We start from the raw sequence: 16,708 nt of genomic DNA on the forward strand, positions 1-16,708 counted from the left end.
CGCGCCGATCGTACGCAGGCGCGATCGACGGCTGTCAAGGGTGGCCGGGCGCGGTCGAAAGCCGCTCCGAGCGGCGTCGGGGCCGCTTCGGAAAAGTGACAGGAGATCGCAACAGTGCGGCAATGATGGGTGGTTGACGTACTCCTCGGCCGACTGCTCAACTTGAGGGCATGTACGCCGAGCAGCCCTTGGTCACCCGCGACCACATCGACTTCGGTCGGGTGTGGTCCGCGGCGTGTCGCGGCTGACCGGGCAGCTGGCCGCCCGTCCGGCCTGACTCTCCCGGCGGGGAGCCCTCCCTCGGCTCACCCCGTTCCGGGCCGGGACCGTAGTCCGCGACCGACGACGCGTCAGGTGCCCGCTGCTCGCCGATGACCTCGCACCGCGCTCCGGCAGCCACCCTCCCGCACGCCTCCGCCTTCACCGTCACGTTCCCGACGGCCGCCCCGCCGCGGCCGCCTCCGGTCTGCGCGCCCGCAGCCCCCGGAGCCCGTTCACCCGAAAGGTTCCGCCATGCCCGTCGAATTCCTCGGCATCGCCGCCACCGGCGACGGTTCGGAGACCCACCCGCGCACCACCGCCGCCTTCGACCGCGACTACACCCTGCGGCTGGCCCGGGCGCACGAGGACCACGGCTGGGACCGGGTGCTCTTCGCGTACGGCTCCGGCTCGCCGGAACCCGCCGCCGCCGCGGCCTTCCTGGCCTCGCACCTCGACCGGCTGCAGATCCTGCTCGCACACCGGCCGAACGTCTCCTACCCGACCTTCGCCGCCAAGACCTTCGCGACCCTGGACCGGATCAGCGACGGCCGGCTCACCGTCCACTTCATCACCGGCGGCACCGACCACGAGCAGCAGCGCGAGGGCGACTTCCTCAGCAAGGACCAGCGCTACGAGCGCACCCGCGAGTACATCGGCATCGTGAAGAAGGCGTGGACCAGCCGGGAGCCCTTCGACCACGAGGGCCCGCACTACCGCTTCAACGACTTCGTCTCCGACGTCTTCCCCGTCCAGCAGCCGCGCCCGGCGGTCTCCTTCGGCGGCTCCTCGGAGGCGGCCTACGCGGCCGGTGGCGCCGAGGCGGACATCTACTGCCTGTGGGGCGAGCCGCTGGCCCGCACCGCCGAGCAGATCGAACGGGTGAAGGAGGCCGCGCGGGCCGCCGGACGGACCGACGTGCCGCGGATCCAGGTCGCGTTCCGGCCGATCATCGCGCCGACCGAGGAGCTGGCCTGGGAGAAGGCGCACCGCACGGTGGCCGCGATCAGGGCCCGCCGGGAGAGCGGGGAGCTCGCCGCGCGCCGCCGCCCGGTCACCGCCACGCCGGAGAACACCGGCTCCCAGCGGCTGATCGAGATCGCCGAGGCCGGGGAGCGCTACGACCGCGCGCTGTGGACGCCGACCGCGGCGGCCACCGGTGGCGCGGGCAACTCCAACGCGCTGGTCGGCACCCCGGAGACGGTCGCCCAGGCGCTGCTGGACTACTACGACCTGGGCGTGGACATCCTCTCCGCCCGCGGCTACGACCTGCTGGGCGATGCGATCGACTTCGGCCGCCACGTCATCCCGATCGTGCGCGAGGAGGTCGCCAAGCGGGACGCCGCCAAGGCCGAGGCGGCGGCGCGGGCCGTGCACGAGCGCAACCAGCTGATCGCGGCGCAGGCGTGAGCGAGGACGGCGCAGTGGGTTCCGGCGGGTCGGCCTGGACGACCCGCTGGTCGAGCCGCTGCTGCGCGCGAGCCCACCCACGAGTACGTCAGCCGCTACGGTCCGGCCCTGGTCCCGACCCGATGAAAGGCCCTTCGTGAGAACCACCACCGCCGCCTGCCGGCTGCTCGGCGCCGCCGCCCTGCTGCCCGTCCTGGCGCTGGCCGCGTGCGGCTCGGACCCGAGGATCGCGGGCACGGCGCGGGCCGGCGGGTCCGCCGCCACCGAGGACGTCGTCTCCGGCCTGGCCCGGTCGGAGAGGGCCGCGGCCCTGCTGCCCGAGGAGGTGCGGGCGGCCGGGGTACTGAAGTTCGGCTCGTCCTTCGGCACCCCGCCCAGCGCCTTCTACGCCGACCAGGTCAGCAGGAAGCCCGTCGGGGTGGACGTGGACTTCACCGGCGCGGTGGCCAAGCTGCTCGGCCTGACCGTGCAACGCGAGGAGGCCGCCTTCGAGACCATCCTGCCCGCCCTGGACAGCGGCAAGTTCGACGTCGGCACCGGCAACTTCGGGGTCACCACCGCGCGGCTGAAGTCCATCGACTTCGTCACCTACATCGACGACGGCCAGGGCTTCGCGGTGAAGAAGGACAACACCGCCGTCCAGCCGATCACCGACCTGGTCCAGCTGTGCGGGCTGACCGTCGGCACCGGCGCCGGCACCACCTTCGAGACCACGCTCACCAGCAGGAAGGGGGTGTGCACCGACGCCGGGAGGAGGCCGTACGAGGTCAAGGCGTTCAGCGAGGGCGGCGCGCTGCTGACCGGCCTCCAGCAGGGCCGGGTGGACGTCGAGATGTCCACCATCAACGGCCTGCGCCACCAGGCCGCGCGGGACGCCGCCGGGGTGCGCTTCCTCAACGAGTTCCACCGGCTGGACGTCGGCTTCGCCTTCAAGAAGGGCTCCAAGCTCACCCCGGCCTTCCAGGCGGCGGTCAACCAGCTGATCGAGGACGGGACGTACCAGCGGATCCTCAGGAAGTGGGGACTCGCCGACTCGGCCATCCCGCAGTCGCAGATCAGCCCGCCCGAACGCCCGTGACGCCCGGCGCCGTGGGACGCCGCGCAGGGCCCGTCGAAGGAGTCCCGATGACCGTCAGCTCTCGCTCCTCTAGGGCACCTCGGTGGTGTACGCGATGGCGATCGGCGAGTTGTTCTACCAGGTGCAGGTGATCTACGGCCGGACCGGCCGGGTGGTGCCGCTGCTGATGGTCGCCACCGTCTGGTACGTGGTGCTGGCCACCGTGCTGTGGATCGGCCGGTACTACGTCGAGCGCTACTTCTCCCGGGGTGCCCGGCGCACCCCGCCGCCCACCCCGCCGCAGCGCCTCCGGGCCTTCCTGCGCGGCCTGCCCGTCCGCACCACCGGAGGTAACCCGTGACCGCCCTGACCAGGACCGGCACCGCGACCGGCGCCGGCACCAGCACCAGCACCGGTGCCGGCACTGACCCCGCGACCGCGACCGGGGCCGCGCCGATGGTGCAGGTCCGCGGCCTGCACAAGAGCTTCGGCCCACTGGAGGTCCTGCGCGGCGTCGACCTGGACGTCCCGGCGGGCTCGGTCACCGTGGTGCTCGGCCCGTCCGGCTCCGGCAAGTCCACCCTGCTGCGGGCGATCAACCACCTCGAGAAGCTCGACCGAGGCCACGTCGCGATCGACGGCGAGCTGATCGGCTACCGGCGCTCCGGCGACCGGCTGTACGAGCTCAAGGAGCGCGAGGTACTGCGCCAGCGCACCGGCATCGGCTTCGTGTTCCAGAACTTCAACCTGTTCCCGCACCTGACCGTGCTGGAGAACCTGGTCGAGGCGCCGATCGCCGCGCTGGGCCGCCCCAGGGCCGAGGCCAGGGCGACGGCGCTGGTGCTGCTGGAGCGGGTGGGGCTGGCCGACAAGGCCGCCGGCTACCCCCGGCAGCTGTCCGGCGGGCAGCAGCAGCGGGTCGCCATCGCCCGGGCGCTCGCCCTGGAGCCCAAGGTGCTGCTGTTCGACGAGCCCACCTCGGCGCTCGACCCGGAGCTGGTCGGCGAGGTGCTGGACGTCATCAAGGACCTCGCCCGCAGCGGAACCACGATGATCGTGGTGACCCATGAGATCGGCTTCGCCCGGGAGGTCGCCGACACCGTCGTCTTCATGGACGGCGGCGTGGTGGTCGAGCAGGGCCCGCCCGCCGAGGTCCTGGACCGCCCGCGGCACGAGCGCACCCGGGCCTTCCTGGCCAAGGTCCTCTGAACCCCCAAACCCCCTTCGCCCAGCAGGAGTTGTATCGTGTCCCTACCCCGTCGCGCCCCCGCGTTCGCCACCGCCGCGCTCGCCGCCGCCCTCACCCTGGCCGGCTGCGGTCGGCCTGTCCAACATCACCGTCACCGAGGAGCGCAAGGAGAAGTACGACTTCGCCACCTAGCCTGGTCCGGGCGCTCAACGGAGCGATCAACGAGGTGATCAGGAACGGCACGTACGGGCAGGTGCTCAAGCGCTGGGGCCTGGACGGCGAGGCAGTGCAGAGCTCCGAGATCAACCCGCCCGGCCTGCCCAAGCCCAAGCCGTAGCAGCGGCAATGTCTTGGGCCCCGCGTCGTTCACCCGTTCGTCCCCGCCCGCCGCTATGGTGGCCCGTCCGACGGCGAACAACGTACGGGCGCGGTCGAGTTGGGGGAGGGCATGCACAAGGGCGAGGTGCTCGACGGCCGGTTCCGGCTGGACGAGTGGCTGGGCAAGGGCGGCTTCGGCGTGGTCTGGCGGGCGACCGACGACTGGCTGGAGCGGGAGGTCGCGGTCAAGCTGCTGCTGGCCGAACACGCCGCCGACACGGAGGCCGTCGCACGGTTCGTCCGGGAGGCCAAGCTGGCCGGCGGCCTGTCCAACCCGCACATCGTCACGGTGCACGACTACGGCCGGATCGCGGACGGCGAGGGGGAGATCCACTACCTGGTGATGGAGCTGGTCCGCGGCCGGCCGCTGTCCGCGATCCTCAAGGACGGCCGGCCGGACCACGGGCGGGCACTGGCCTGGATGGGCCAGGTCTGCGAGGCGCTCGACGCGGCGCACCGCAGCGGCGTCGTCCACCGGGACATCAAGCCCGAGAACGTCATGATCGCGGAGGGCGGGGAGCGCGCGAAGGTGCTGGACTTCGGCATCGCCCGGCTGCTCACCCAGACCACCGGGCTCACCTCCACCGGCAGCGTGGTCGGCACCGTCCCGTACCTGGCACCCGAGTGCTGGTCCGGCGCCGCCGTGGACGGCCGGGCCGACCTCTACGCCTTCGGCGTGATGCTGTACGAGGTCAGCACGGGCCGGCGACCCTTCCACGCCGACTCGCCGTACGGGTACATGGTCAAGCACCTGGAGGCGGTGCCGCCCCGGATCCGCAGCCACGACCCGGCGCTCGCCGACCTGGTCGCCCAGCTGCTCGCCAAGCGACCCGCCGACCGGCCGGCCGACGCCGCCGAGGTGCTGGAACGGCTGCGCCGGATCCGGCCCGGGATGCTGCGGCCGGACGACCCGAGCCCGGAGCAGCTGCGCCGCCGGGCCGATCAGGCCTGGCGGCGCGGCGCCGAGGGCGACGCGGCGGCGGCCGTGGAGATCCTGCGCACGCTCGTCCCCGATTTCGCCCGGATCTGCGGCCCCACCGACCCCCGCACCCTGCGCACCTGCCACGACCTGGCCCTCTGGCTGGCCCGGGGCGGCGACCGGGGCGCCGCCGTCGCCCTGCTGGAGGCGCTGACGACGGAGCCCGGCGCCACCCAGGAGGCCCGGGCCGACCTGCGCCGCGACCTCGCGCACTGGCAGCGGGAGCTGGGCCGGCTCGGCCCGGGCGAGGGCGAGGGGGCGGACCTAAGCCTGGGGGTGCTGCTCGGCGGCGGCGCGCAGGGCGGCTGAGGCGCCCGCGGCGATCGGGTCGCCGTGCCCGAAGACCGCCGTCTCCACCGGCAGTGCGGCCAGCCGGTGGAAGGAGGCGAGGGCCAGGGCGGGGTCGGTGTTGAACACTCCGGGCCTGGTCAGGCCCTGGACGTTGGCCGCGATGTCCCCGGTGAACAGGACGCCGGGCCCGGGCAGGTGCAGCGCGATGCTGCCGTCGGTGTGTCCGGGCACGTGCACCACCACCGCGCCGCCGCCGATGTCCAGCACGTCCCCGTCCCCGACCTCGCGGTGCACCGGGCAGGGCTCGGCGGGCGGGATCGGCGGCAGGCCGTCCCACAGCTGCTGCTCGAAGTCGTCCAGCACGGGCGACGCGGCCGGCTGCTCGCGGCGGATGACCGGCGCCTCCAGCCGGTGCGCCACCACCTCGGGGCTCCACCGGCGGGCCAGCTCGGCGGCCGAGCCGGTGTGGTCCTCGTGGTGGTGGGTGAGCACGATCCGGCGCAGCGCGGCCGGGTCCAGTCCGATCGCGCGGATGCCCTTCTCGATCGCGTCCGCGGAGCCGGCGGTACCGGTGTCGACCAGGGTCAGTCCCTGGTCGTCCCGCCAGAGGTAGGCGGTGCCGAACGCCAGGGTGATCATGTGCAACTCGTCGCGTACCCGGGTGATCTCCATGCCCGGATCCTGCGCCCTCCGGCGCCGCCGCACGCCCGGTTTCGCTCTCGGCATGTCCCGGGCAGCCGGGCCTGGCGGAGGGGAGCGATCCCGGGGCGGCGATCAAGGGGGAGTAAGGGCCGACCCGGGGCCGACCCGGGCGTGTCAACCGTACGGGCCACCGATTCGGGCCCCCGGGCTCCTGTGGGTTTTGATGGGAATTCGCCCATCGAGACGGTCTGGTCCGGCGCCCCGGCCCGTTGATATACCTCGTTGCCAGACTCGGGAGCGGTGTCCGCGCCGCCCCGGTGAGCTGCGACGAAAGGCTGGTGACGGATCGATGAAGCTCCTCCGCGTCGGACCCCCGGGCGCCGAGCGTCCGGTCGTACTGGGCGACGACGGCACCGCGTACGACCTCTCCGGGCGCGCCCGCGACCTCGACGGGGCGTTCCTGGCCGGGCTGGACACCGCCGCACTGGCCCGGGAGGTGGCCGCGGGCGTCCTCCCGGTGGTGGACCTGTACGGCCTGCGGGTGGGCGCGCCGGTGGCCCGGCCCGGCAAGGTGGTCGGGATCGGGCTCAACTACCGCGACCACGCGGCCGAGGCCGGGGCCGCGATCCCGGCCGAGCCGGTGATCTTCCTCAAGCCGAGCTCCACCGTCGTCGGCCCGTACGACGAGGTGCTGGTGCCGCGCGGCGGCGAGAAGACCGACTACGAGGCCGAGCTGGCGATCGTGATCGGCCGCACCGCCCGCTACCTGGACTCGCACGCCGAGGCCGCCGGGGTGATCGCCGGCTACACGATCGCCAACGACGTCACCGAGCGGGCCTTCCAGTTCGAGCGCGGCGGCCAGTGGGACAAGGGCAAGTCGGCGGAGACCTTCACCCCGCTCGGGCCCTGGCTGATCACCGCCGACGAAGTGGCCGACCCGCAGGCGCTGGAGCTGCGGCTCTGGGTCAACGGCGAGCAGCGGCAGCACGGCAACACCGCCGAGATGATCTTCCCGGTGCTCGAACTCGTCCGGTACGCGAGCCAGTTCATGGTGCTGGAACCCGGCGACGTGATCGTCACCGGCACCCCGGCCGGAGTCACCCTGGGCCGCCCGGGCACGCCGTTCCTCGCCCCGGGCGACATCGTCGAGATCGAGATCGACGGGCTCGGCCGCCAGCGCCAGGTGCTCGGCAAGGCGTAGCGTCCGCGCGCGCCCGACCCTTGGCACGGGGGTCGGGAACGTCTACCGCGCGGCTACTGCTGTGGCCCCGCCAGCACCGCGCGCAGCCGCTCGGCCCGGTCCGTCCGCGGGCCGTCCAGCGCGAGCAGCGAGGCCAGGACCCGCGCGGTCTGCGGATCGTGCAGCGCCGTCGCCGCCGCCATCGCGGTGAACTGGTCCACCAGCCAGTCCCGCAGCTGTGCCACCGGCAGCTCGCGCCCCTCGTCCAGCCAGCTCAGCGACGCGCCCTCGACCATCGCGATCCACGAGCGCACCAGCAGGGTCAGCCGCGGTCCGGCCTCCCGGACGCCGAGGTGCCGCAGGGTGCGCTTGAGCGCGACCCGCCGCACGTCGTCCACGATCGCCGAGGTGCGGGCCGTCTCCACCACCGAACCGCCGCGCAGCAGCGCCGAGTAGCCGGCCTGGTGCTCGGCCACGAAGTCGAAGTAGCCGTCCAGCACGGCCGCCAGCTGCTCGGACGGCGTCCCGTCCGGCGGGACGGTGAACCGGCTGGTCAGCTCGTCCGCCGCGGTGCGCAGCGCGGCCTCGTACAACTGCTGCTTGCCGCCCGCGAAGTAGCGGTAGACCAGCGGCCGGGAGGCCTCGGCGGCCTCGGCGACGTCGTCCAGGCTCACCTCCTCCGGCGGCCGGGCGGCGAACAGTTCCAGGGCGACCGCGATCAGCTGCTCGCGCCGCTGTTCGACCGGCAGCCGCCGGTAGCCGGTGCGGCGCGGCCGAGGGGCGGGTGCGGCGCGGGCGGGGACCGGGCCGGTTGCCGTGGTGGGGCGGGCGTCCATGGCGGTCAGCGTAATGGGCGTCGGACCGATCGGGACCTGTCAGGCACGGATCTTTCCGAACGGCTGTTTGCGGCGCCCACCGTCCGTCGGATGCCCGGCCGGTGCTGGTCAACCGGTCCGCGGAAGGGGCTTGCAATCGGGCCCGGCAACGCCATGATGGCCGAATGGTTGAAGAACTGATCAACTCCGGCGGCGGTACCCCGCGCCGCATCGCCGACGCGTACGTCCGCGAGCTGGCCGACCTCGACCCGCTGACCGCGGTGTACCTCGGCCTCGACCCCGAGGACGACCGGCTGCCCGACCTCTCCCCGGCCGGTACCGGGGCGATCGCCGACCTCGCCCGCCGCACCCTGGCCCGGCTGGACGAGGCCGAGCGGGCCGGCGCCGCCGAGGACGAGTCCGAGCGCCGCTGCGCCCGGCTGCTGCGCGAGCGGCTGACCGCCGAGCTCGCCGTCCACGACGCGGGGGAGAACCTCCGCGCGGTGCGCAACCTGGCCTCCCCGGTGCACAACACCCGGGAGGCCTTCACCCTCATGCCCACCGGCACCGAGGACGAGTGGCGGGTGATCGGCCGCCGGCTGGCCCGCTTCCCGCTGGCACTGGAGCAGTACCGGCAGACCCTGGCCGAGGGCATCAAGCGCGGGCTGCTGTCCGGCCCGCGCCAGGTGGAGACGGTGATCGGGCAGTTCGGCGAGTGGCTGGGCGGCGGGGAGCCGGCCGAGGGCGCGACGCCCGGCGAGCCGGACGAGGGCGGTGACGGGCGCCGGGCGGGCTGGTTCGGGCAGTTCGTCCAGGACGCCCCGCAGGCCGTGCGCGCCGAGCTGTCCGCCCACGCGGTGGCCGCCGCCGAAGCCCTGGCCGCGCTGCGCGACTGGATGCGCGACGTGTACGCCCCTGCCGCCGCCGGCACCCCGGACCCGGTCGGCCGGGAGCGCTACGGCCGCTGGGTGCGCTACTGGACCGGCGCCGACCTGGACCTGGACGAGGCCTACGCCTGGGCCTGGGGCGAGTTCCACGACCTGCACGCGCAGATGACGGCCGAGGCGGAGAAGGTCCGCCCGGGCTCCGACCCGATGACGGCGATGAAGTGGCTGGAGGTGGACGGCCCGGCCATCGAGGGCGCCGAGCCGACCCGGGAGTTCCTGCAGGGCCTGATGGACCAGGCGGTCCGGGACCTCCAGGGCACCCACTTCGACCTGGCCGAGCCGGTCACCCGGGTCGAGTCGCGGATCGCCCCGGCCGGCAGCGCCGCCGCGCCGTACTACACCGCGCCCTCGCTGGACTTCAGCCGCCCGGGGCGGACCTGGCTGCCGCTGCTCGGCAGGGAGCGCTTCCCGGTCTGGGACCTCGTCTCCACCTGGTACCACGAGGGCGTCCCGGGCCACCACCTGCAGCTCGCGCAGTGGAACTACGTCGCCGACCGGCTCTCCACCTACCAGGTGAGCCTCGGCGGGGTCAGCGCCAACATGGAGGGCTGGGCGCTGTACGCCGAGCGCCTGATGGACGAGCTCGGCTACCTCACCGACCCGGGCCACCGGCTGGGCTACCTGAACGCTCAGATGATGCGGGCGCTGCGGGTCATCATCGACATCGGCATGCACCTCGGCCTGGACTTCCCGGCGGACTCCCCGTACAAGCCGGGCGAGCCGGTGAGCCCGGAGCACGCCCGCGAGTTCTTCGGGCTGTACTGCGGCCTGTCCGCCGACTTCCTGGACAGCGAGCTGGTCCGCTACCTGGGCCTGCCGGGCCAGGCGATCGGCTACAAGCTCGGCGAGCGCGCCTGGCTGCGCGGACGGGCGGCGGCGAAGGCGGCGCACGCGGCGCGGGGCGAGGAGTTCGACCTCAAGGCCTGGCACATGGCGGCGCTCTCGCAGGGCTCCCTGGGCTTGGACGACCTGGTCGCGGAGCTGTCGGCGCTGTAGCGGCGCTGCGTCCGGCGGTGTGTCCGGCGTGCGTCCGCCGGCCGGGAGGCGGCCGGGGCGGGGCCCCGGGACTCGGTCAAGAGTCCCGGGGCCCTGGTCATTTCGTCCCGTATTGGCCGTTTTGACCAGGTTTTTGCTTGCCATTCGTCCGCACCGGCGCTTGGCTGGAAGGCGACTGCGTGACCTCTCCGTACCCACTCCGGAAGGCTCGACCAGTGTCTGCGCACCAAGCCACCGGTCATGAGGAGGCGGACAGTCGCCGCTGGTGGGCCCTGGCAGTCATCGCCATCGCCCAGCTCATGATCGTCCTCGACATCACCATCGTGAACATCGCACTGCCGTCCGCCCAACGGGATCTGGGCATCTCCGACGCGAACCGGCAGTGGGTGATCACCGCCTACACCCTCGCCTTCGGCGGCCTGCTGCTGCTCGGCGGGCGGCTGGGCGACCTCTTCGGCCGAAAGCGCGTCTTCACCGTCGGCCTGCTGGGCTTCGCCCTCGCCTCCGCCCTCGGCGGCGCGGCGGACGGCCCGGCCATGCTCTTCGGCGCCCGCGCCCTCCAGGGCGCGTTCGGCGCCCTGCTCGCCCCCTCCGCGCTGGGGCTGCTCTCCACCACCTTCTCCAACCCGAAGGAACGCAGTACGGCCTTCGGGATCTTCGGCGCGATCGCCGGCGGCGGCGCCGCGATCGGCCTCATCGCCGGCGGCCTGCTGACCGAGTACCTGAACTGGCGCTGGTGCCTGTTCGTCAACACCCCGATCGCCGTGGTCGCCGCCTTCGCGGCGTTCACCGTGCTCAAGCGCGACCACATCGCCAAGGGGCGCCGGATCAAGCTCGACCTGCCGGGGGCGCTGCTCGGCTGCGGCGGCCTGCTCGCGATCGTCTTCGGCACCTCCGAGGCGGTGACCCGGGGCTGGAGCGACGGCCTGGTGATCGGCTCGCTGCTCCTGGGCGTGGCGCTGCTCGTGGTGTTCGTCCTGGTCGAGAAGCGTTCCGCGCACCCGCTGCTGCCGATCCACATCGTGGCCGAGCGCAACCGCGGCGGCGGCGCGCTCTCGGTGGGCCTGGCCATGGTCGGCATGTTCGGGCTGTTCCTGTTCCTCACCTACTACCTGCAGGCGATCAAGCACTTCTCGCCGGTGGTCTCGGGCCTGTCCTTCCTGCCCATGACGGGTGCCATCGTGCTGAGTTCGACCGGCGTCGCGGCCCGGCTGATGACCAGGGTGCCGTCCCGCAACCTGATCGCCCCCGGACTGCTGCTGGCCGCGGGCGGCATGGCCTGGCTGACCCAGATGAAGGTGGACAGCCCATGGGCGGCGATGGTGCTGCCCGCCGTGCTGCTGATCGGCTTCGGGATGGGCCTGGTGTTCATGCCGGCGATGAGCCTGGCCACCCTCGGGGTCGCCCCCAACGAGGCCGGCGCGGCCTCGGCCACCATCAACTCCGCCCAGCAGGTGGGCGGTTCACTCGGGACGGCGCTGCTGAACACGATCGCCGCCAGCGCCACCGCGACGTGGCTGGCCACCCGGATCGCGAGCGACCCACGGGTGCAGGCCCAGGGGGCGGTGCACGGCTACGTGGTCGCCACCTGGGTGGCGATGGGTGTGCTGCTGCTGGCCGCGCTGATCGCCTTCCTGATGATCGACCACCGGCCCGAGCCCGGTGAGGCGACCGCCGTCCCAGGCGCGGCCCGGGCCGAGACGGCGGAGCCCGTGCCGGCCGTGGACGGACGGCCGAGCCCCAGGGCCGCCGCGGCGGCCGACGTCAAGGCCAACGTCAGGCCCCCCGTCGAGACCCGGGCGGAGGCGGGCACGGAGCGGCCGCCGGCCGACTGACGGCGGCCCGGTCGGCAGGAACCTGCCACAGGAGGAGTTTGAAACTTGCGGCAAGGTCTTGCAGTCAACCTCCGGCGCCTGCTTGACTCCTGGCCACCGTCCAGGGATCAAGGAGGCGCCGTCATGCGGTCGGAAACCGAGTCGGCCGAGTTCGACCTGCTCGTCGTGGGCGGCACCGGCGTGGACACCATCGTCCGGGTCGACCGGCTGGAGATCCCGCCAGGCGACTCGCGGTACGTCGAGCCGGTGCGCGACTACGTCGGCCACACCGGCAACGGCGTCGCCCTCGGCGCCCACCACCTCGGGCTGCGCACCGCCCTCCTGGACTACCTCGGCGACGACCCCCAGGGCGACCTCGTCCTTGCCCACTACCGGCGCCACGGCCTGCACTTCGCCCACCTGGTGAGCCCGCACGGCACCCCGCGCGGGGTCAACCTGGTCGACGCGGCCGGCCGCCGGTTCTCCTTCTTCGACGGCCGCCACCCCGCCGACCTGCGGCTGCCGCGCGCGTTCTACCTGCCGTACGCGGAACGCAGCCGGCACGTCCACCTCTCGATCACCGGCGTCAACCGCGACATGTACGGCGACCTCCACCGGCTCGGCCGCACCACCTCCACCGACCTGCACGACTGGGACGGCGCCGACCCGCACCACCGCGACTACGCGCTCGGCTCCGACCTGGTGTTCCTCTCGGTGGCCGGCTGCCGGGGCCGGCACGAGCAGGTGATGCGCGCGATCCTCGCCGAGGGCCGGGCCGCCGTGGTCATCGCGACCGACGGCGCCGACGGCTGCCACCTGCTCACCCGCGCCGACGGCGTGCCGCACCACCTGCCCGCCGTCGACCCGGGCCGCCCCGTGGTGGACACCAACGGCGCCGGGGACGCCTTCGTCACCGGCTTCCTCTACGCCTGGCTCCGCGGCCACCCGTCGCTGGACTGCGCCCGGGCCGGCTCCGTCGCCGGCGCCTTCGCCTGCACCAGCGCCGGTACGCACACCGACTTCGTCACGGCCGCCGCACTGGATAACCTGTTGGGCCGGTGACCGATTTCTCATCGACCTCCAAGCCTGCGGTAACCACCCTTCCAGGCTGAGGCGCCATAGTCGTTGACCGAACGCCGCCACTACCAGGGCAGGGGAGTCAGCCATGGGTCAGCACCGCCGCACGAGCTCGCGCCGCCGTCTGCTCGCCCCGTCGCTGTTCGCCGCGCTGTCCGCCGTCGTGGTGGCCGCGGTGGTCGCCGGGACGCACGGGCTGGACCTGTCCGACACGTCCGCCGCCGGCAAGGCGGCCCGCAGCGTCCGGGTCACCGTGCCGGCCGCCACCGCCTCGCCGAGCGCGACCACGGCCCAGCCCGCCGCACCCGCCCCGGCCTCGGCCACGACCCCGAGTGGCAGTCCGACCCCCGCCGCCGCGCCCAGCCCCACCGACACCCCCGCGCCCACCGCGCCGACCACCCCCGACACCCGCGGCGCCGCCCTCGGCACCACCGCCGCCGCCCCCGCCGACGACAAGGAAGCCGCCACCGTGGGCGCCCTGTTCAGCGGCCCGGTGGCGGCGGGCCACCACTTCTGCACCGCCAGCGTGCTGCACAGCGCCACCGGCAACCTGCTGCTGACCGCCGCGCACTGCGTCACCGGCACCGACGGCATCACCTTCGCCCCCGGCTACCGCGACGGCTCCGCCCCGTACGGCACCTGGCAGGTGACCGCGGTCCACACCGCCGGCGGCTGGTCCCAGAACGGCGATGTGGACGAGGACTTCGCGATCCTGGAGACCGCCCCCAGCAACGGCCGCGAGGTCGAGGACGTGGTCGGCGGCAACCGCCTGGGCACCGACGAGCCCTTCGACGCCACCGTCCGCCTCTACGGCTACCCGGCCGACTCCGAGACGCCCAGCCTCTGCACCAACAGCACCGACAAGCAGAGCGCCTACCAGCGCGTCATCCAGTGCCCGTCCTACCCGTCCGGCACCAGCGGCGGCCCGTGGATCGACACCGCCACCGGCGAGGTGGTCGGCGCCATCGGCGGCTACCAGCAGGGCGGTGACACCGACGACCTCTCGTACAGCGCCTACTTCGACCACACCATCGCCGACCTGTACGCCCAGGCCGAGTCCGCCGCGTCCTGACCCGCTGGCCCGCTGGCCCGCTGGCCCACTGGCCCGCTGACCCGTTGACCCGTTGACCCGCTGACCGGACGGCTCCGGTCGCACCGGGGCCGGACATGACGAAGGCCCAGATCCGTGGAGCAACTCCACTGGTCTGGGCCCTGATTGCACTTGCTGCGAAGTGCCCCCGGTAGGATTCGAACCTACGCACCCGCCTCCGGAGGGCGGTGCTCTATCCCCTGAGCTACGGGGGCCTGTCGGCCTGTCGGCCGCTTCCGCGTTCCGACGGAATGAACACTACCAGGCTTCGGCCGTGGTCCGTGCACGGGTTCACGGAAGATCGTCGGGGCCGGCCCCGGGCGGAAGTGCCCAAAGGCCGGACGGGGCGGCGGGGCCGCCGATACCCTCGGTGAGGTGTCGGGAGTGTCCGGGCGGGTCCTCGTGGTGGACGACAGCGAGGTGATCCGCCAGCTGATCAGGGTCAACCTGGAGCTCGAGGGCTTCGAGGTGGTGACCGCCGCCGACGGCGCCGAGTGCCTGGAGGTGATCCGCCGGGTGAAGCCCGACGTGGTGACCCTGGACGTGGTGATGCCGCGGCTGGACGGCCTGCGGACCGCGGCCCGGCTGCGGGCCACCCCGGACACCAGCCGGCTGCCGATCGCGATCGTGAGCGCCTGCACTCCGGCGGACCTGGATCTGGGGGAGACGGTGGGGGTGGACGGCTACCTCGGCAAGCCCTTCGACCCGGCGGACCTGGTGGTGCTGGTCCGGCGCCTGATGCGGCTTACCGGACAGCCCGACGGGTTTCGCTCTGGGCGAACAGAGCGCACGGATCTCGGCTGAGCTCCCCTGCCGGAGCGGCGCGACGGCCCCCCGACCGGCGCCGGCGGCGTCTCAACCGGTAAACCGGGTGCGGGCGGGCACCCCGTCTCGCCTACGCTTGGCGTCGTGACCCCCGCAGACCTTTCCCAGGCAATCCAGGCCGCAGTGAGCTCCGCCGTCGAGGCGGGCGAGCTGGCCGTCGCCGTGCCCGAGCACGTGACGGTCGAACGGCCCAAGAACCGGGACCACGGCGACTACGCGACGAACGTGGCCCTCCAGCTCGCCAAGGCGGCCTGCAAGCCGCCGCGAGCCGTTGCCGAGGTCCTGGCCGGGCGCCTGCGAGGGATCACCGGCGTCGCCGCGGTCGACATCGCCGGTCCGGGCTTCCTGAACATCACCCTGGACACCGCCACCGCGGGCGCGCTGGCGCGCACCGTCGTCGAGGCGGGCGACGCCTACGGCCGCAACGAGGCCCTCAAGGGCCTGAAGATCAACCTGGAGTTCGTCTCCGCCAACCCGACCGGCCCGATCCACATCGGCGGCGTCCGCTGGGCCGCCGTCGGCGACTCGCTGGCGCGCGTGCTGCGGGCCTCCGGCGCCGACGTCACCACCGAGTACTACCTGAACGACGCCGGCGTGCAGATCGGCAAGTTCGCCGCCTCGCTGCGGGCCGCCGCGAACGGCCGCGCGGTGCCCGAGGACGGGTACGTCGGCGAGTACATCGTCGAGATCGCCAAGGCGCTCACCGAGGCCATCCCGGGCGTGCTGGACCTGCCCGAGGACGAGCAGCTGCGGGTCTTCCGCACCGAGGGCCTCAAGCTCATGGTCGCCGAGATCAAGCGCTCGATGGACGAGTTCGGCACCCACTTCGACGTGTGGTTCTCGGAGAAGTCGCTGCACGACTCCGGCGCCGTCGAGAAGGCCATCGACCGGCTGCGCGAGCAGGGCCACGTCTTCCAGCAGGACGGCGCCGTCTTCCTGCGCACCACCGACTTCGGCGACGACAAGGACCGCGTCCTGGTCAAGGCCGACGGCGACAAGACCTACTTCGCCGCCGACGCCGCGTACTACCTGTCCAAGCGGGACCGCGGCGCCGAGGTCGCGCTCTACATGCTGGGCGCCGACCACCACGGCTACGTCAACCGCCTCAAGGCCATCGCGGCCTGCGCCGGCGACGACATGGACCGCAACATCGAGGTGAAGATCGGCCAGTTCGTGAAGATGCTTCGCGACGGCGAAGAGGTCCGCATGTCCAAGCGGGCGGGCAACATCATCACGATCGACGACGTGGTCGAGTGGATCGGCGTGGACGCCGCCCGCTACACCCTGGCGCGCTCCTCCACGGACTCGACGATCACGCTGGACATCAACGTCCTGACCAGCCAGACCAACGAGAACCCGGTCTACTACGTGCAGTACGCCCACACCCGGATGTGCGGCGTGGCGCGCAAGGCCGCCGAGCTGGGCGTGGACAAGGGCACGGCCGAGCAGTTCAAACCCGAGCTGCTCGCCACCGAGTGGGAGAACGACATCCTCGGCGCCCTCGGCGAGTTCCCGCGCGTCCTGGCCACGGCCGGCGAGCTGCGCGAGCCGCACCGGGTCGCGCGCTACCTGGAGGACCTCGCGGGCAAGTACCACCGCCTGTACGAGAACTGCATGTTCCTGCCCAAGGGCGACGAGGAACTCAACGACACGCACCGTGCCCGGCTGTGGCTGGTCGAGGCCACGCGCACGGTCATGGCCAACGGCCTGACGCTCCTGGGCGTCACGGCGCCCGAGCGGATGTAGGCACCACCCCCAAG

Annotated in this window: 14 protein-coding genes and 1 tRNA gene; 12 read left to right on the forward strand and 3 right to left on the reverse strand. The window is 73.2% G+C overall.

Features of this window, described 5'->3' with window-relative positions; translation table 11 throughout:
• The first annotated feature begins 513 nt into the window (after positions 1-513).
• The 5 genes from ACZ4WV_RS02425 to ACZ4WV_RS02445 all read left to right on the forward strand — a co-directional run bounded on the left by ACZ4WV_RS02425 (position 514) and on the right by ACZ4WV_RS02445 (position 5,580).
• On the forward strand, positions 514-1,668 hold the full coding sequence (locus ACZ4WV_RS02425) for an LLM class flavin-dependent oxidoreductase (protein ID WP_465741966.1): 1,155 nt from the start codon (positions 514-516) through the stop codon (positions 1,666-1,668).
• A 136-nt stretch (positions 1,669-1,804) separates the two neighbouring features.
• Entirely contained in the window at positions 1,805-2,746 is a 942-nt protein-coding gene (locus ACZ4WV_RS02430; protein ID WP_465741968.1) for an ABC transporter substrate-binding protein, read from the forward strand.
• Positions 2,747-2,828: 82 nt separating this feature from the next.
• Positions 2,829-3,086: a hypothetical protein gene (locus ACZ4WV_RS02435; protein WP_465741970.1), complete on the forward strand. Its 258-nt coding sequence runs from the start codon at positions 2,829-2,831 to the stop codon at positions 3,084-3,086.
• Positions 3,087-3,181: 95 nt separating this feature from the next.
• Positions 3,182-3,934: an amino acid ABC transporter ATP-binding protein gene (locus tag ACZ4WV_RS02440; RefSeq protein ID WP_465742172.1), complete on the forward strand. Its 753-nt coding sequence runs from the start codon at positions 3,182-3,184 to the stop codon at positions 3,932-3,934.
• 428 nt (positions 3,935-4,362) lie between these two features.
• Positions 4,363-5,580: a serine/threonine-protein kinase gene (locus ACZ4WV_RS02445; protein WP_465741972.1), complete on the forward strand. Its 1,218-nt coding sequence runs from the start codon at positions 4,363-4,365 to the stop codon at positions 5,578-5,580.
• Here the strand turns inward: ACZ4WV_RS02445 and ACZ4WV_RS02450 are convergent.
• On the reverse strand, positions 5,536-6,234 hold the full coding sequence (locus ACZ4WV_RS02450; RefSeq protein ID WP_465741974.1) for an MBL fold metallo-hydrolase: 699 nt from the start codon (positions 6,232-6,234) through the stop codon (positions 5,536-5,538). The genes ACZ4WV_RS02445 and ACZ4WV_RS02450 overlap by 45 nt on opposite strands.
• Before the next feature lie 319 nt (positions 6,235-6,553).
• On the opposite strand from ACZ4WV_RS02450, the gene ACZ4WV_RS02455 reads away from it, so the two are divergent.
• A complete protein-coding gene (locus ACZ4WV_RS02455; protein ID WP_465741976.1) occupies positions 6,554-7,405 on the forward strand; it encodes a fumarylacetoacetate hydrolase family protein in 852 nt (283 codons plus the stop codon).
• A gap of 53 nt (positions 7,406-7,458) precedes the next feature.
• Here the strand turns inward: ACZ4WV_RS02455 and ACZ4WV_RS02460 are convergent, their stop codons facing one another.
• The gene (locus ACZ4WV_RS02460; RefSeq protein WP_465741978.1) at positions 7,459-8,220 is read right to left on the reverse strand and encodes a TetR/AcrR family transcriptional regulator; all 762 of its coding nucleotides are present in this window, start codon (positions 8,218-8,220) and stop codon (positions 7,459-7,461) included.
• Between the two features lie 164 nt (positions 8,221-8,384).
• Between ACZ4WV_RS02460 and ACZ4WV_RS02465 the strand changes: the two genes are divergently transcribed.
• From ACZ4WV_RS02465 to ACZ4WV_RS02480, 4 genes are all read left to right on the forward strand, one after another.
• Positions 8,385-10,142 (forward strand): DUF885 domain-containing protein, encoded by a 1,758-nt coding sequence (locus ACZ4WV_RS02465; protein ID WP_465741982.1) that lies wholly within the window; start codon positions 8,385-8,387, stop codon positions 10,140-10,142.
• Between the two features lie 215 nt (positions 10,143-10,357).
• Positions 10,358-11,977, forward strand: coding sequence for an MFS transporter (locus ACZ4WV_RS02470; RefSeq protein ID WP_465741984.1), 1,620 nt, complete (start codon positions 10,358-10,360; stop codon positions 11,975-11,977).
• Positions 11,978-12,100: 123 nt separating this feature from the next.
• Positions 12,101-13,018, forward strand: a complete 918-nt coding sequence (locus tag ACZ4WV_RS02475; RefSeq protein ID WP_465741985.1) for a carbohydrate kinase family protein — start codon at positions 12,101-12,103, stop codon at positions 13,016-13,018.
• 103 nt (positions 13,019-13,121) lie between these two features.
• Positions 13,122-14,105: a trypsin-like serine peptidase gene (locus tag ACZ4WV_RS02480; RefSeq protein ID WP_465741987.1), complete on the forward strand. Its 984-nt coding sequence runs from the start codon at positions 13,122-13,124 to the stop codon at positions 14,103-14,105.
• A gap of 161 nt (positions 14,106-14,266) precedes the next feature.
• Here the strand turns inward: ACZ4WV_RS02480 and ACZ4WV_RS02485 are convergent.
• Positions 14,267-14,338: transfer RNA gene (locus ACZ4WV_RS02485), tRNA-Arg, on the reverse strand.
• A gap of 169 nt (positions 14,339-14,507) precedes the next feature.
• Between ACZ4WV_RS02485 and ACZ4WV_RS02490 the strand changes: the two genes are divergently transcribed.
• Together ACZ4WV_RS02490 and argS are read left to right on the forward strand one after the other, a co-directional pair.
• The gene (locus ACZ4WV_RS02490; RefSeq protein ID WP_465742174.1) at positions 14,508-14,927 is read left to right on the forward strand and encodes a response regulator; all 420 of its coding nucleotides are present in this window, start codon (positions 14,508-14,510) and stop codon (positions 14,925-14,927) included.
• A 105-nt stretch (positions 14,928-15,032) separates the two neighbouring features.
• Positions 15,033-16,694, forward strand: a complete 1,662-nt coding sequence (gene argS / locus ACZ4WV_RS02495; RefSeq protein ID WP_465741989.1) for an arginine--tRNA ligase — start codon at positions 15,033-15,035, stop codon at positions 16,692-16,694.
• The last annotated feature ends 14 nt before the right edge of the window (positions 16,695-16,708 follow it).

The sequence above is a fragment of the Kitasatospora sp. NPDC029312 genome (genome assembly GCF_055569215.1).

Bases quoted from the DNA above. Each gene is read 5' to 3' on its own strand.
- ACZ4WV_RS02425 (WP_465741966.1), top strand. From the start codon at position 514: ATGCCCGTCGAATTCCTCGGCATCGCCGCCACCGGCGACGGTTCGGAG.
- ACZ4WV_RS02455 (WP_465741976.1), top strand. From the start codon at position 6,554: ATGAAGCTCCTCCGCGTCGGACCCCCGGGCGCCGAGCGTCCGGTCGTA.
- ACZ4WV_RS02445 (WP_465741972.1), top strand. From the start codon at position 4,363: ATGCACAAGGGCGAGGTGCTCGACGGCCGGTTCCGGCTGGACGAGTGG.
- ACZ4WV_RS02475 (WP_465741985.1), top strand. From the start codon at position 12,101: ATGCGGTCGGAAACCGAGTCGGCCGAGTTCGACCTGCTCGTCGTGGGC.
- ACZ4WV_RS02460 (WP_465741978.1), bottom strand. From the start codon at position 8,220: ATGGACGCCCGCCCCACCACGGCAACCGGCCCGGTCCCCGCCCGCGCC.
- ACZ4WV_RS02465 (WP_465741982.1), top strand. From the start codon at position 8,385: ATGGTTGAAGAACTGATCAACTCCGGCGGCGGTACCCCGCGCCGCATC.
- ACZ4WV_RS02480 (WP_465741987.1), top strand. From the start codon at position 13,122: ATGGGTCAGCACCGCCGCACGAGCTCGCGCCGCCGTCTGCTCGCCCCG.
- ACZ4WV_RS02450 (WP_465741974.1), bottom strand. From the start codon at position 6,234: ATGGAGATCACCCGGGTACGCGACGAGTTGCACATGATCACCCTGGCG.
- ACZ4WV_RS02440 (WP_465742172.1), top strand. From the start codon at position 3,182: ATGGTGCAGGTCCGCGGCCTGCACAAGAGCTTCGGCCCACTGGAGGTC.